We start from the raw sequence: 15,142 nt of genomic DNA, 5'->3' as shown, positions 1-15,142 counted from the left end.
TTTACTTGGCTGCTGTATTTTTGTGTAGCGAAGAGAGAGAGACTGCCGATTGATGATAAGTGGAGAAACTGTTCATCTCGCTCGACAGCGCCAGTAATTTATTCAGTGAAATAAGGTAATTAAAGCTAGCCAATGACTGCTGAGTGCGAATGCTCGCCAGATAGAGTTCGGCATCCACCACATCGACGGAGGTGGATAAACCTTGGCTGAACGCTTTTTGGCGTAAACGCAGGTTCTCTTGTGCCAAATTCAGACTGGAGTTCAGCCCTGTGACTTCTTCTAACGCTTGTTCGGCTTCCAAATAGGTTTTTTCGACTAATACGCTGAGATCTTGCTTAGCTTGCGCTTTTAAGTAGCGTACTTGATTGACGGCACTATTGGCGGCTTTAACTTGCTCACTACGGCCCGTATTTTCAATCAGTGGAATATTCACTCCTACCCCGACTAACCAATCGGGTTTCATTTGGCTGGCGAGTGAGTCATCTTCATGCAGGCTGTAATCACCGTAAAGGTAAACTTCAGGATAGTATTTGCCTTGTTCCGCTTTAATCAGGCTGCTGGCTTGCTTCTCTTTGGCATCCAGTAAGTTCAAACCCGGATAAGTGTTTAGCGTTTGCTCAATAAAGGCATGCAACGGGGGTAGGCTGGTATTAATAAAAAGTGCGCCGCTAGGTTCTACCGTTTCAGTGGCGCCCAGAATTTGGGTCAGTGCACTTTGGGCTATGTCTAATGTTTTCTGTGCTTTTTTGCGTTCGACTTTGGCCTTGTCTAAAGACGCATCGGCTTGTAGACGCTCAACATGAGCGATTTGCCCTTGTTGTTCGAGCTTAAGCGCGTGATCTCGGTGTTGAGTCAACCCTTCTTCTACCGCAATTCGTGTTTCCAACACCTCTTTTGCAAGCACCACGCTAAAGTAATATTTGGCTAAATCCTCATAGCGGGCTTGTACTTCCATCGCCAGTTGGCTTTTCGCTTCATCTTGTTTACCTGCGGCGGCATCTTGAGCGGCGGTAATTCTGCCGCCAGTAAAAATGGGCCAAATGGCTCGGATCGACGAAGTGAAAATATCGCGTTCGGTGATGGTGGATTGAATCGATCCCAGCCCTGCAAGTAATGGCGCGAGTGTCGGGGGTAACGCTGGAAGAGGTTGACCTGTGCTATCAAAGATTTGTTTTCCTGAAAGCGTTACATCCTGATCAAGCCGAGTAAAATTCGCCCCTACGCTGACCGAAGGTAAGTTCAGATTTTGCGTGGCGTCTTTTAGATGGGAATAGCGTTCAACATTAGCTCTTTGTGCGGCAAGCGAGTTGTTTTGTTGTTGCAGCAATTCCCAAGCATCTTGGAAGGAGATAGGTGCTGCGTGGGCAGTCGGCATGGAGAGTAAAGAGCAGACCACCAAAGAGAGGAATTTTACTTTCATTTTGGACTCGACAGAATGAATTTAGAGCTAATGCTCTATTTTTTGAGTGATGAAGTCAAACAAAGAGTTAACGAGTTCAGTATAAAAAACTGACTTGCAAGAGCAAGTCAGTTTTTGGGATAACAAGTGGTTGCGCCAAAAATCCATGATTGGCTGCGAGATAAACCGCCATCCAGTAATACTGATTAGCGGTTAGCAATGCGGGTAAGAAGGGCAGTGGTAATCGGCTCTCCAGACTAATTTTTTAGTTCCCTGCATCGTGGTGAGAACATCTTTGCCGGACATTTGGGGAAACGCGAACAATACGCGCATTTCATCATGAGTCTCTGGCTCAATTTCATAAGCTCTCACATGGGTGAACGTTGAGTGTAAATGCTCGCAAAGCATGTCTTTTGAAAGGCAAATTCCAAAAGCATCTCTTCTCATGTCCCTATTCCTTCTGACGTGTTGTTGAGTGAACTTGGTCGCACGGGTTATTGTGATTGTTAGGTTTCCGTTGCGTCCCACTCTGGTTTATGCTCACTGCGCATTAAGTATACTTCTTAACCAACGAAGTTGCGGCTACGAAGTGCAGATTTGTTGTGACCTGTGCCATAAAACAGATATGCAATCAGTTTTGCTTGGCGGTACTGGAAAATCCACTCACCAAAAGTGAAGAGGACGGATCCCGTGCCAGCCTCACACTTATGTACTGACAACTTCACACCCATGTTAAATTGATGTTAGTTTTCACTCGCCAACAAGGAGTGAACTATGGTGTGGAACAGCCTTACTTTCCGCAAGCGAATGTTAATCATCATGACATTATCGGGATTGATCGAGCTGCTACTGTTGGTTGCGGCAGGATTTATCTATGTCAAACACTCCCAAGAACAAGAAGTGGGGCAAAAAGCGCTGGGGGTCGCAGCGTTTCTCGCTCAAACACCTGCAGTGATTTCGATGATCCAAACGGGCAATGCCAGTGATGAACAACAACAAGCTTATCGTGAATTAACCCAATTGATTGGTGCCGCGTTTATCGTGATTGGTGACAATAAAGGCATTCGGCTTGTTCACCCGCTTAATGAACGTATTGGGAAACCCATGGTTGGCGGAGATAACGATAGAGCTTTGCTTGATGGCGAAGCGTATGTTTCATTTGCTCAAGGTTCTTTAGGTAAATCTGTGCGCGGCAAAGCGGCGGTTGTGGGGCGTGATGGTGAAATTCTTGGGGTGGTTTCGGTTGGTTACTTGATTGAACGGCTACAAGATAGAGTCGAGCCTTTCTTGTTTTACCTGATTGCGACCGCACTATTAGTGGTTGGAGCCAATGCGTTGGTCTCTAGCTATGCTTCCCGCCGCTTTCAGCGCGCGATTTTAGGTTTTGAACCAGAAGAAATCGGTCGATTGTATGTTGAGTTAGACGTGACGATGAGCACCTTGAAGGAGGGGATCATTAGCATCGATGACAAAGGCATTTTGCGTTCTATTAATAAAAGTGCTTGTGAGATCTTGGGTTTGCAGCGCGAGCAGGCGTTGAATCGACGCTTAACGACGTTATTGCCAGAAAGTGATCTCTATACGGTACTTGCCACTGGCAGAACGGATCACGATATTGAACTTTATCTGAATAAACATTGGATTATCGCTAACCGAAGCCCGATTGTCGTCGAGGGTAAAGTGGTTGGTGCGGTTTCCAGCTTTCGGTTGCGCGATGAAATTAATGAATTGACTGAACAGTTAGCTCAAACGCGTGAATACGCTGAGATGCTGCGTTCACAAACCCATGAGCATAGAAATAAATTAAATACCATCAGTGGGTTGTTGCAAATGGGGGAGATTGAGTCTGTACAACAATTGATTGGACAAGAAACCGAGCATTATCAGTTGCTTATTGAATTTTTGCGCGAAACGATTAAGGACCCGCTGATCGCTGGAATGCTGCTTGGAAAAACGGAACGCGCTCGCGAACTCGGTTTAGAATTATGGGTTGAAGAAGGGGCTCGCCTTGAGGCTCTGCCACAGCATATTAAAGCAGAAGATGTAGTTACCATTCTTGGCAATCTGATTGATAACGCGTTTGATGCTACGTTGAGCGCGGTACGAGCACTCAACGTGGTTCCACAAGACCGCAGAGTGATTGAAGTGTCGATCAGTGATTTTGGCAATGAAATCATTTTAGAGGTGGATGACCAAGGTTGTGGGTTACCCAAAGAGCTGGAGCATTGGCAACTGACCGAAAAGGGCGTGTCGAGCAAAGCGAAACAAAATCGTGGTGTGGGGCTTTATTTGGTCAAACAACTGGCCGATCGTTATCAAGGGCAGTTGGAAATGCATAGCAAAACACAAGGTACAAGAATGACGGTCTATTTACCCAAGGATGAAATGTAATGAATACCCGGATCCTGATCATTGAAGATGACCCTGCGATAGCTCAACTTCATCATCGTTATCTCAATCAATTAGACGGTTTTGATGTCGTGGGTATTGCCACGTCACAAGCTGACGCACGTCTGCAAGTGGAAGTGCTTAATCCGGATCTTATCTTACTGGATGTTTATCTTCCTGATGGTACGGGGCTGGAGTTTTTGCAGTGGATCCGTGGGCGCAATGTGCATTGTGATGTTATTTTGATCACGGCGGCACGCGAGGTGGAAACCCTACAACAAGCGATGCGCGGAGGAGTAGTGGACTATTTACTCAAGCCAGTGATGTTTCCAAGACTTGAGGCGGCCTTAAAAAAATATCAATTGCGGCAAAGTGAGTTAAAGCAATGGGCGGATTTTGATCAGAACAAGGTAGATAAAATGTTTACCCCACATGCGACCGAAACGTTGCCTCAGCGTTTACCGAAAGGAATTGATGCGGTAACGTTAGATAAAATTCGTGTGTTATTTCAAGACTCTGCCATGCTGACTGCCGATGAAGCGGGTGACAAAATTGGGGCAAGCCGCACAACAGCTCGACGCTATCTTGAGTATCTTATCAGTGCTGGAGAGTTGGAGGCGGATCTCACTTATGGTACGGTTGGACGACCAGAACGAACATACCGCCGAGTACTGCGCCACACATCCTGATTAGACGGATCGGATAACTGCATCTAAAGTTTAAACAGATTACACGAATGTGATGAGGTCGACAGATGCAATGGCGTTTTTGTTTGACAGCAATACTCGGTGTTGTTCTTGGATGGAGTGTCAATGTTCAAGCCCAAGGTTTGGATTCGCTAACGTATTACACAGAGAATTATCCACCACTAAACTTTGAACAAGATGGTAAGCCCGCAGGCATTGCGGTTGATTTACTTCAACAAGCTGCTGCGGTAACTCATGTAACCTTGAGTCCAGAACATATTTTAGTGCAACCTTGGCCACGTTCTTACCGTTCGGCGCTCCTGAAGTCAGATGGTGTGTTGTTTTCGACGACTCGTACCACACATCGCGAAAATTTATTTAACTGGGTGGGGCCGATTGCCGATATAAAAGTGGTCGTGCTAGCCCGCAAATCAAGCCACATCACGGTGACCAATCCGATTGATTTAGGGAATTATCGAATTGGCGTGATCCGTGATGACATTGGAGAGCAGCAATTACTGCAATTAGGTGTACCAAGAGAATCAATGGTGGAAGGTTCAACCGTGAGCAGTTTGGCTGAACAGCTACTAAAGCGCCGTATTGATTTGTTGGCCTATGATGAAAGGACTGCACTCTGGTGGATGAGCCAAGAAAACATTCCCGTTGAAGACTTTGAAACGGTGTACGTTTTAATGCAAGGTTCACTGTATTACGCATTTAACAAAAATATAGATAAGTCGGTATTAGCAGATTTACAAAAAGGCATTGAACTGATTAAAAACAGTGTTGATGAAAATGGCGTAAATCGGTATCAAGCAATACTCGATAAATATTGATAACCATCCCGAGAAGATGTGACGATTATGAGCAACCCAAGCAGTACCATTTTGACTGAAAGCGGCACTAACGAGTTAGAGATCATCGAATTTCATCTTGAGAAAGTGCTTCCTGATGGGCGAACCAAAACCTGTTACTACGGTATTAACGTCGCGAAAGTTCGCGAAGTTATTCGAGTTCCAGAAACCACCGATTATCCGAATGCCCAACCACATATGATAGGGGTGTTTTCCTCACGGGAAATTTTGACGCCGCTCGTTGATCTCGCAGGATGGCTTGGTGTGCCTACCTCGACCGATATCAGCAAAAAATATGTGATCGTGACGGATTTTAACCGCATGACCAACGGCTTCTTGATCGACAGTATTAGCCGGATCCATCGTATTTCTTGGAATGACGTAGAATCACCGAGTCAATTTCTTGAGGCGGGTGAGCAAGATTGTGTGGTGGCGGTGGTACGCCAAGATAAAAAACTCATCATGATCCTCGACTTCGAGAAAATTATTGCCGATATCAACCCTGAGTTGAGCATGGAAAAATACGATGTGACGGTCGATAGAAAAGTCGACCTCAATCAACGGATGGTTACCAAGCGTAACGCCAAAACCGTTATGGTTGTAGATGACTCTGCCTTTATTCGTAGTTTGATTCAAGATACGTTGAGTTCTGCGGGTTATAACATCATTGCTTGTAAAGACGGTGGTGAAGCCTTTGAGAAATTAATGGAGATCAAAACCGTTGCGAAAGAAGAGAATATTGCCGTTAGCGAATTGGTTGATGCGGTTGTCACTGACGTTGAAATGCCGCGCATGGACGGTATGCATTTAGTCAAGCGCCTGCGTGATGATGAATCTTACCGCTCAATGCCGATTGTTATGTTCTCCTCATTGATGAGTGATGATAACCGCGCCAAGGCGTTGGCACTGGGGGCTAACGACACCATCACAAAACCAGAAATTGGCAGAATGGTGTCGATGATGGATAAATACGTACTCAACATGTAATAGAAGCGGAGCTAAGCTCCGCTTTTCTCAATGATAAGAGTCTCTTTGTTGTGAAAACGTTATACCTTCAACAGTAGACATCTTGGCAATACCGCACCATGAGATGGCAGAGGATAAAGTAGCGGTGGAGGCAGTATGCGAATATCTTGGTTGCCGTGTTTTTTATTATTCTTTTCAGCCAGCGTTTGGGCGGGTAATCAAACCATAACGTTGGTGTTACCGGCACAAAGCGATAATGGTCACGCTTACTACCATGAATTACTCACTCGCGCTTTAGCAGACCAAGGTATTGACCTGATTATTGAGACGCCTTATCCACACCTTCCCCAAAAGCGTGTAGTGAAAATGGTGGAGAATGACCAACTGTCACTGACTTGGTTATTAGAAAGTCCAGAGCGTAATCAACATTTTGCTTATATCGATATTCCGCTGACGCATGGTTTGATCGGGCAGCGCATATTGCTCATACCTCCTAGCCTGCAAAGTCGATTCGACAACGTTGCCACATTAGGTGACCTGCGCAAAACATTGTTGATTGCAGGATTAGGTGAGCATTGGGTAGATATTACTGTCTGGCGTTACAATCAGTTGCCTTTTTATATTCAAAATGGGGAATGGAGAGAACTGTACAAAAAGCTTAGCGTCACTGGAGAGGTGAACTATTTCCCTCGTGGTGTGACTGAAATTTACCAAGAATCAATCCTCAATCCCCATCTCGCTATTGAACAGCATCTGCTTCTCCAGTATCAAAATGATTTTAGATTTTATCTAAGCCCTAAAACTGCCCAGTACAAAGATACGTTAGAACAAGCTTTGCAAAAGGCCGTAGAATCAGGGTTAATGGATCGTTTGATTGAGCAATATTGGGGAAAATCACTGTCTTTATTACGGCTCAATCAACGCCAAGTGATTGAACTGAAAATGCCAGAGAAGAATTAATGGTGAGCCTTTTTCGTGACTCAACCACCTTCTTTCAATAAGAATGCTCTAACTCCTTTATTTTCGGCACAAAATCAATAATCCAAACTGGTCTTTCAGCACAACATCAGTTATCAATAGCAAATCGATCATCCATTGATTGCAAGAAGTGATAACAGGTTGGCACTTCTTGAATACATCAGGATGTCACTTCTTTCATTACTGCGGTTCAAATGATTTATGGTTGAAATTTTTATTGTCGTCATCCTACTTGTGCTGTTTTTTTTCATTATTCAAAAGTACGTGATCCGTCACGATGACACCAAAGAGTATGCCTATAAAAAGAGAGGGCCGCTGCTCGATATGAAAGAAAGCGCTTTTTATAACGCGTTAGTTAGTGCAGTGGGCGACCACGGTGTGGTACTGGCCAAAGTGAATATGGCGAATGTGATCACGCCGCATAAGTTACCAAGCAAAAAGCATTGGTTTATTGCCTATAACAAGATATCAAAAAGCTACTTTGACTTTTTGGTGTGTGATGCGAGAACGCTTGAACCCAGAGTCGTCATTGAATTGGATGATGGTAAAGAGCTGCAAAAAGGCAAAGTTGAGCGCGAGAAGCTGCTGCTCCACGTGTGCAAATCTGCCAATATTCCTTTGATTGGTACGAATGTTCGGATGAGCTACCAAGTGGGAAAATTGCGACGTCTGCTAGCGGCGCACATTGATCTCATTCAGCCGGATCAAGAAGTGCGCTTTTGTAAGCGTTGCGGCAGCCCGATGGTGATCAAAGTGGCTACTCAAGGCGAATACCGTGGGCGACGCTTCTTCACTTGTAGCCGCCAACCACACTGTTCTTACACAGAAAACTACAATGTGGTTTACGAATTTGAAGATGAAGAGGCTAACGAGAATAACTAATTACAGATTCTCGGTTTGTTGATTCGCTCGGTTGACGTTGAACTGCGCATGTTGAAATAAACGAACCTGATTTCTTCCAGCCTTTTTGGCTCGATACAGTTCAATATCTGCAAATTTCAGGAGATCGTTGAGTTGATCTCCTGGTTGGTATTCACAGACACCGATACTGATGGTCACTTGCACACGCTTATCACCAAAAGCGAATAAATGCTGGCTAATGATGGTTCTTAACCGCTCACAAACTTTCTCTGCTTGTTCTAAAGATTGATCAAACAGCGTTACGCAAAACTCTTCGCCACCAATCCGATATAAATTACTGTCACCAACGACTTGAGCCAGCAGGCGTGTGGTTTCTACCAGAACTTTATCACCCGTATCATGGCCATACTGATCGTTAATTAATTTGAAAAAATCCAAATCAATCACCAATAAACTGAGTGATGTTTGATCACTAAACTGTTCAAAGTGATGGAAGGAGGTCGTTAGTGACAAACGATTATGAGCCCCAGTAAGAGGATCTCTAGATGCAAGATAGAGTAGGGAGTTCTCAATTTTACGGCGATTTTCCTCATACACATGAGCCACGACCCAAAGGCCAATATAGGCAAAACAAAAGTGCAGTAAAATTGACCCAGAAATCGAGGGATCATTGTGTGATTGCCAATACACAACGCTGCCTTGCAAGATCAAGAAGAGACCTGAAGTGAGGAAAGCAAAGCGAGTTGAGGTAAAAATATAAAAAAGGATAGGCACAAAACAGCTCCAAACATAAATTCCCATCACTAATGGTTTCATGTAGGTCGCGAAAAGGGTGGTACCTGTGAGAATAAATAGATACAGATAAATCTGCCCCTGCGTGTGAGCGCGGCGTTTGGCCAGAGTGTAAATATACAGAGAATAAAAAGCACAAACCAACTCGATAAGCCCGAGTTGAATTTCTGGCTGCGACCAAAAATTGATCAGCGCCATCAAAAAAGCGATCAAAGCCCAAAAAAAGCTGAGCCCGCACAACACTGACGCTCGCAGTGTTTGTGTGTTGTCGAATAACCTAGCATCCATGACTTACCCTCTTCGGGGCTAAAATTAAGCGTTTATAGTACAGCCTTACCTGCTCGGATCAACATTGATCTTGAATGCATATCACAAAACTAGACGGCGCTCTAATTCTTGAAATCGCCCGTACTCTAGGGGTGGAATAGAGGAAAACAAATGGCAGAAGTGTAAAAAAGCATCAAACTGATGATAGAAAAGCCAAACGGTTCAAAAACAAAGAAATTGGGCTTGCACGTCAGAAAATCTGCCGTTAATATCCACCTCGTTCTCAAGCGATGCGTCCGTAGCTCAGTTGGTTAGAGCACCACCTTGACATGGTGGGGGTCGGTGGTTCGAGTCCACTCGGACGCACCATGAGAAACTTCAACACAGTATGCGTCTATAGCTCAGTTGGTTAGAGCACCACCTTGACATGGTGGGGGTCGGTGGTTCGAGTCCACTTAGACGCACCAGAATTCGTTCAGTATGAACACGTAATAAAGCCCGCGTAATGCGGGCTTTGTTGTTTCTGTGATTCAAGCATTTTCACTTACGTCCCTTTGTGTAATGTGCTTTTCATTCATCATGTATTCACGCTCCCTCCTTTATTCCGTTAACCAGAAAAGCAAGCGATCGGCTGAACACGTTATTCGAAACATGAGTTTTTGGTCAGAGGCTTGTGGAGCTAGGTTGCAATATCTACTCACTGAGCGGCTAGGATTGCTTTATGATATCCGTGTGTTTGTGCTATGAAATTGATCTGGTAATACGCAGGGTGTCAGTGGGGGATGTATGTCACAGCCAGTGGATAGAAAAACCTTTCTCAGTATTTTCTTTACCGTATTTCTGCCGATGTTTTTGGCCGCCGTGGATCAAACTCTACTCGCGACAGCGACGCCAACGATCGTACGTGACCTAGGCAATTTACAACTCTCCTCATGGATTGCAATCGGCTACATGCTAGCCAGTGCCGCCAGTGTTCCCGTGTATGGTTGGTTGGGCGATCAGTATGGACGCAAACCGATGTTAATGATCGCGTTGAGTATTTTTTCCTTAGGTTCAGTGATTTGTGCGTTTGCAATCAATATGCCGTGGCTTGTCGCTGGACGTATTGTACAAGGGTTAGGCAGTGGCGGATTGATGAGTTTGTCGCAAGCCCTGATTGGTGAATTGGTTCCTCCGCGTGAGCGTGCACGGTTTCAAGGGTATTTTTCCTCTTTGTTTGCGGTGGCCAGTATTGGTGGCCCCGTACTTGGCGGGATGCTAGTAACTTACCTCTCTTGGCAATGGCTGTTCTGGTTCAATTTGCCTTTAGTCGGAATTGCGCTACATCGCTTGGCGCGATTTAAGTTTGTGCAAAGTTCACGCAAATCGGAAGCATCGATTGATGTTGCGGGGCTGATCCTTTTTCCGAGTATGATGACCCTCATCATCTATTGGCTGTCGGCGGGCGGACATTATTTTTCATGGTTCTCCAGCACCAGTTTGATACTGGTTGGTTTATTCGTTCTCACCTCTTTGCTGTTTATCACTCAGCAAAAGCGTGTTAAATCCTCTTTTCTTCCGCTGCATTTATTAGCCCGCAGAGAGATTCATATTCCGTTACTGTCTACCTTTATTTTTGCCGCATGTCTGTTTGCATTGATCTTTTTCCTACCCATTTTTTTGCAATTAGGACTCAAGGTCAATGCTGCGCAATCGGGTTTGCTGTTAATCCCACTCTCATGCGGCATTATTGGTGGTGCTTATATCACCGGTAAAGTTATTGCAAAAACAGGTGTGCCGAAATTTTTACCCGTTTTTGGTATGAGCTTAAGCAGTTGTGCATTTGCGGCATTAGCCTTTTTTCCGTTATCGGCGCAATGGGTCAGTGTGATTGCAGCCTTGTGCGGTCTAGGGCTAGGAACGGTAATGCCCTCAACTCAAGTATTGATTCAAACGTTAGCGGGCAAGGCAAATTTAGGACGGATTACCGCCATGGCTTCTTTGAGCCGTTCTTTGGGGGCTTCGGTGGGTACCGCATTTTTTGGCACCTTGATCTACTCTTTACTACCGGGGCTCTCTCCACACAGTGGCCTGAAAGCGATTGCTGCAATGCCACAAAGTGAGGTGCTGCATGCCTTTCAAATTGGTTTTGCGGTTGCAGGACTGCTCGCGCTACTGGGGGCGCTGAATGCGTTGCGAGCCCCTAAAATTCAGTTAGATGATTACGCTTTCGACTCTTGATTATGACCAATGAACCTAACGGAGTGATGTTCGTTGGGTTTCACACTCTATGACCCTTGTGTAAACGTTTAACTTGTGAAGGTTTAGCCTTAAAACATTCTACAGATTAACCCTACGCGGTTATTGAGACTTAAAATCTCATCTCCTTGATCTCATTGATTGTCCTCGTTTGGTTGTTTAAGCATATGGCTCGGCCTTGTCATCACGTTACTTTAAATAAAGATGGAAACGTTTACACTGTGCGATTAGCCTCACAGAATGTCAGTAGAGAAGATTGCTATGCTTTTGCTAAAGGCAGGGCAATTGCGCTGCCAGCCTAATTTTTGAATATTGATGATCGTCTTCTCAACGGATTGTTGGAGAGAAGCGGAGAGATCGCTATGTCTGAGCTTAAATTTAACCCTGTGGATCATCCACATCGTCGTTATAACCCTTTGACGGGGCAGTGGATCTTAGTATCACCGCATCGAGCAAAACGCCCTTGGAGCGGAGCGGATGAAAAACCCGCGTTAGCTGAGTTAGCTAACTACGATGCGCAGTGTTTTTTATGTCCATCCAATACCCGTATTTCTGGCGATGTGAACCCGAATTACTCAGGCACCTATGTGTTTAACAATGACTTTGCGGCACTGATGGTCGATTCTCCGGCCGCTCCTGAATCCGACAATCCGTTGTTCAAAACTCAAGGCGTGCGTGGTTTAAGCCGAGTGATCTGCTTTTCTCCAGATCACAGTAAAACCTTGCCAGAGTTGCCTTTAAAGAACATTCGCGACGTGATCGAAACCTGGAATGAGCAAATCGAAGAACTGGGTAAAGAGTACGTTTGGGTTCAAGCCTTTGAGAATAAAGGAGAAGCGATGGGCTGTTCTCAACCCCATCCGCACGGACAGATCTGGGCGAACAGTTTTTTACCCAATGAAATTGAACGCAAAGAGCAACATCTCAAGGCTTATTACCAAAACCATGGCAGCAACTTGTTGGTGGATTATGTACAAGCGGAACTTAAAGAGGGTACACGCATCGTGGTGGAAACCGAGCATTGGCTGGCTGTCGTACCCTATTGGGCGGCTTGGCCATTTGAAACACTGCTGCTGCCGAAAACACATATCCGCCGCATGAATGAACTGAATGATGAGCAGCGTGATGATCTCGCACTCGCGATCAAAAAGCTGACCAGTCGCTACGACAATTTATTTCAATGTGCTTTCCCATACTCGATGGGGTGGCATTACGCGCCCTTTTTTGAACCTGAGACCAACATAGAACACTGGCAACTGCACGCGTTGTTCTATCCTCCTTTGCTGCGCAGCGCAACCATCCGCAAGTTCATGGTTGGCTATGAAATGTTGGCAGAAAGTCAGCGTGATTTAACTGCAGAACAAGCAGCAGAGCGCCTGCGTGCAGTGAGCGATGTACATTACAAAGAGCAGTAAAAACGATATGACACTGTAGTGAGCACAGTGCGGTTGTTCCAATTTAAAGTGAGAAGCCCTATGTCAGAATTAATCCAAAACGTTAACACGGCCTTTGAGCAAGTCTTTGGCTATTTTGCTACACATCGAGTACAAGCTCCGGGGCGAGTCAATTTGATCGGTGAACACACCGACTACAATGATGGCTTTGTACTGCCTTGTGCGATCAATTATCAGACGGTTGTTGCGGCTGCGAAACGTGAAGATTTTCTCGTGCGTTTGGTGGCTGTTGATTATGGCAATGACACTGACCAATTTGATCTGCGTGAAGAGATTACTTTTCAGCCTGAGAAAATGTGGGCGAACTACATTCGCGGTGTGGTGAAATGCTTGATTGAGCGCGGCTATGAGTTTCATGGCGCAGACATTGCGGTGTCTGGCAATGTGCCACAGGGTGCAGGGCTGAGTTCATCCGCTGCATTAGAAGTGGTGATTGGGCAAACGTTTAAAGAGCTGTACCAGTTAAAAATCAGCCAAGCTGAAATCGCGCTCAATGGGCAGCAAGCCGAAAACCAGTTTGTTGGTTGCAACTGCGGGATTATGGATCAAATGATCTCGGCGCAAGGCCAAGCTAACCATGCTTTGTTATTGGATTGTCGCAGTTTGCAGACCGAAGCGGTTTCGATGCCAGAGCAGATGGCTGTTGTGATCATCAATTCCAATAAAAAACGTGGCTTAGTGGATAGTGAATACAACACCCGCCGCCAACAATGCGAAGCGGGAGCCAAAGCATTCGGAGTCAAGGCATTACGTGATGTGACCTTGGCTCAATTTACCGCGAAACAAGCGGAACTGGATCCATTGGTGGCAAAGCGGGCGCGTCATATCATCACAGAAAACGAGCGTACCTTACAGGCGGCGCAGGCTCTACGTGAAGGAAATATGCTGCGCTTAGGCGAGTTAATGGCGGCATCACATGCATCAATGCGCGATGATTTTGAAATCACAGTCAAAGAGATTGATACGCTGGTAGAAATCGTCAAAGCAGAAATTGGGGAGCAAGGCGGGGTACGCATGACCGGCGGTGGCTTTGGTGGTTGCGTGGTGGCACTTGTGCACCCCACTCAAGTGGATGCCGTGAAACGTGCAGTGGAGCGCGAATATCAAGCGGCAACAGGCTTAAAAGAGTCAATTTATGTTTGTCATGCAACTTCGGGCGCAGGTCTGATTGAACACGTATAAGGCAATGAATGAACGCATTATTTGACGGTATGACAAATCAGGTGGCTTACGATGGTCAACCTGCCAACCTTGTTGAGTTGAGCAACCAAGCCGGAATGCGTGTCGTGCTGATGGATATTGGAGCAACGTGGTTAAGCTGTAGATTGCCGCTCGGTGAATCAGCACGTGAAGTATTACTTGGCGTGAACAGCATGGCGGATTTTTTACGTCAAGGTAGCTATTTGGGTGCGAGTGTTGGGCGCTATGCCAACCGCATTGCGCGCGGTGAATTCAGCATCAATGGCATAAGCTATGAGCTTTGTACTAATCAAGCTGGGAATACCTTACACGGCGGAGCCCAAGGTTTTGACCGTCGGCGCTGGCAAATCACGCAGCAAAGCGCCCAGCATGTGACCTTTCACCTGCTTTCTGCTGATGGGGATCAAGGCTTTCCGGGCAATCTCCACGTAACAGTGACCTATCAGTTGGATGAGCAAGGTGGGGTGAATATCGACTACCAAGCCACCACTGATCGTGCAACAGCCGTGAACCTGACAAACCACGCCTACTTTAATTTAGATGGCGCGGAGAGTGGCAAGCTCTGCCTTGAACATCAACTTTGGATTGATGCGGCGCAGTATTTGCCCACGGATGCCGTTGGAATTCCCTGCGGTGAATTGCAATCGGTAGTGGGAACGGGTTTTGATTTTACGTCACCGAAGAAGGTTGGTGAACATCTGTTACAAGGCGCGCAGCAAGTGAGTGCCAAAGGTTATGACCACAGTTACTTTTTTGCGCCAAAGCGCGATGTGCACCAGCCGGTGGCGAAACTTTACTCTGCCGATGGAAAAGTACAATTGCAGGTAACGACGGATAAACCTGCGATGCAACTTTATACTGGAAATTGGCTAGGTGGAACGCCAAATAGGCGTGGTTCAGAGTATGTCGATTATGCTGGTATTGCGCTAGAAACACAGTTTTTGCCCGATTCGCCGCACCATCCTGAATGGCCCCAACCTAGTTGTATTTTGCGGCCCCAAGAGCACTACCATTACCGCACTTGCTACCAGTTTATTTACCAAAAGGATGAATAACGGG

General features: G+C 45.8%; 13 protein-coding genes and 2 tRNA genes. 12 read left to right on the top strand and 3 right to left on the bottom strand.

Going from position 1 to position 15,142, the window contains the following annotated elements:
• Nucleotide 1 precedes the first annotated feature (1 nt).
• Both MKA69_RS11605 and MKA69_RS11600 read right to left on the bottom strand, forming a co-directional pair.
• On the bottom strand, nt 2-1,420 hold the full coding sequence (locus MKA69_RS11605; RefSeq protein ID WP_305848094.1) for a TolC family protein: 1,419 nt from the start codon (nt 1,418-1,420) through the stop codon (nt 2-4).
• A 192-nt stretch (nt 1,421-1,612) separates the two neighbouring features.
• Nucleotides 1,613-1,846, bottom strand: a complete 234-nt coding sequence (locus tag MKA69_RS11600; protein ID WP_001250486.1) for a hypothetical protein — start codon at nt 1,844-1,846, stop codon at nt 1,613-1,615.
• Nucleotides 1,847-2,173: 327 nt separating this feature from the next.
• Between MKA69_RS11600 and MKA69_RS11595 the strand changes: the two genes are divergently transcribed.
• The 6 genes from MKA69_RS11595 to MKA69_RS11570 all read left to right on the top strand — a co-directional run bounded on the left by MKA69_RS11595 (nt 2,174) and on the right by MKA69_RS11570 (nt 8,153).
• The gene (locus MKA69_RS11595) at nt 2,174-3,790 is read left to right on the top strand and encodes a sensor histidine kinase (RefSeq protein WP_055028843.1); all 1,617 of its coding nucleotides are present in this window, start codon (nt 2,174-2,176) and stop codon (nt 3,788-3,790) included.
• Complete coding sequence (locus tag MKA69_RS11590; protein WP_001097374.1) at nt 3,790-4,476, top strand: response regulator; 687 nt, start codon at nt 3,790-3,792, stop codon at nt 4,474-4,476. Before MKA69_RS11595 ends, MKA69_RS11590 begins: the two co-directional genes overlap by 1 nt.
• Nucleotides 4,477-4,541: 65 nt before the next feature.
• The gene (locus MKA69_RS11585) at nt 4,542-5,309 is read left to right on the top strand and encodes an ABC transporter substrate-binding protein (RefSeq protein ID WP_001198750.1); all 768 of its coding nucleotides are present in this window, start codon (nt 4,542-4,544) and stop codon (nt 5,307-5,309) included.
• Nucleotides 5,310-5,336: 27 nt separating this feature from the next.
• Nucleotides 5,337-6,314: a chemotaxis protein CheV gene (locus MKA69_RS11580; RefSeq protein WP_000070387.1), complete on the top strand. Its 978-nt coding sequence runs from the start codon at nt 5,337-5,339 to the stop codon at nt 6,312-6,314.
• 135 nt (nt 6,315-6,449) lie between these two features.
• On the top strand, nt 6,450-7,253 hold the full coding sequence (locus MKA69_RS11575; protein WP_305848093.1) for a hypothetical protein: 804 nt from the start codon (nt 6,450-6,452) through the stop codon (nt 7,251-7,253).
• A 219-nt stretch (nt 7,254-7,472) separates the two neighbouring features.
• A complete protein-coding gene (locus MKA69_RS11570; protein WP_000229268.1) occupies nt 7,473-8,153 on the top strand; it encodes a DUF2726 domain-containing protein in 681 nt (226 codons plus the stop codon).
• Here the strand turns inward: MKA69_RS11570 and MKA69_RS11565 are convergent, their stop codons facing one another.
• On the bottom strand, nt 8,154-9,212 hold the full coding sequence (locus MKA69_RS11565) for a GGDEF domain-containing protein (RefSeq protein WP_000340046.1): 1,059 nt from the start codon (nt 9,210-9,212) through the stop codon (nt 8,154-8,156).
• A gap of 271 nt (nt 9,213-9,483) precedes the next feature.
• Between MKA69_RS11565 and MKA69_RS11560 the strand changes: the two genes are divergently transcribed.
• The 6 genes from MKA69_RS11560 to galM all read left to right on the top strand — a co-directional run bounded on the left by MKA69_RS11560 (nt 9,484) and on the right by galM (nt 15,138).
• A tRNA-Val gene (locus tag MKA69_RS11560) sits at nt 9,484-9,560 on the top strand.
• Nucleotides 9,561-9,581: 21 nt separating this feature from the next.
• Nucleotides 9,582-9,658, top strand: a tRNA-Val gene (locus MKA69_RS11555).
• A 319-nt stretch (nt 9,659-9,977) separates the two neighbouring features.
• Nucleotides 9,978-11,411, top strand: coding sequence for an MDR family MFS transporter (locus MKA69_RS11550; RefSeq protein ID WP_305848092.1), 1,434 nt, complete (start codon nt 9,978-9,980; stop codon nt 11,409-11,411).
• A gap of 380 nt (nt 11,412-11,791) precedes the next feature.
• Nucleotides 11,792-12,844 carry a UDP-glucose--hexose-1-phosphate uridylyltransferase gene (locus MKA69_RS11545; RefSeq protein ID WP_095459303.1) on the top strand — a complete coding sequence of 351 codons (1,053 nt, stop codon included), beginning with the start codon at nt 11,792-11,794 and terminating at the stop codon, nt 12,842-12,844.
• A gap of 60 nt (nt 12,845-12,904) precedes the next feature.
• Entirely contained in the window at nt 12,905-14,065 is a 1,161-nt protein-coding gene (galK, locus tag MKA69_RS11540; RefSeq protein ID WP_095475035.1) for a galactokinase, read from the top strand.
• Between the two features lie 8 nt (nt 14,066-14,073).
• Nucleotides 14,074-15,138, top strand: coding sequence for a galactose-1-epimerase (gene galM / locus MKA69_RS11535; protein WP_305848091.1), 1,065 nt, complete (start codon nt 14,074-14,076; stop codon nt 15,136-15,138).
• Nucleotides 15,139-15,142: the final 4 nt, after the last annotated feature.

Origin of the sequence: Vibrio sp. AH4 (assembly GCF_030710545.1) — a bacterium.
GTDB lineage: Bacteria > Pseudomonadota > Gammaproteobacteria > Enterobacterales > Vibrionaceae > Vibrio > Vibrio metoecus.
Note: the sequence above shows the minus strand (reverse complement) of the source record. Positions and strands in the feature narration are given on the sequence as shown.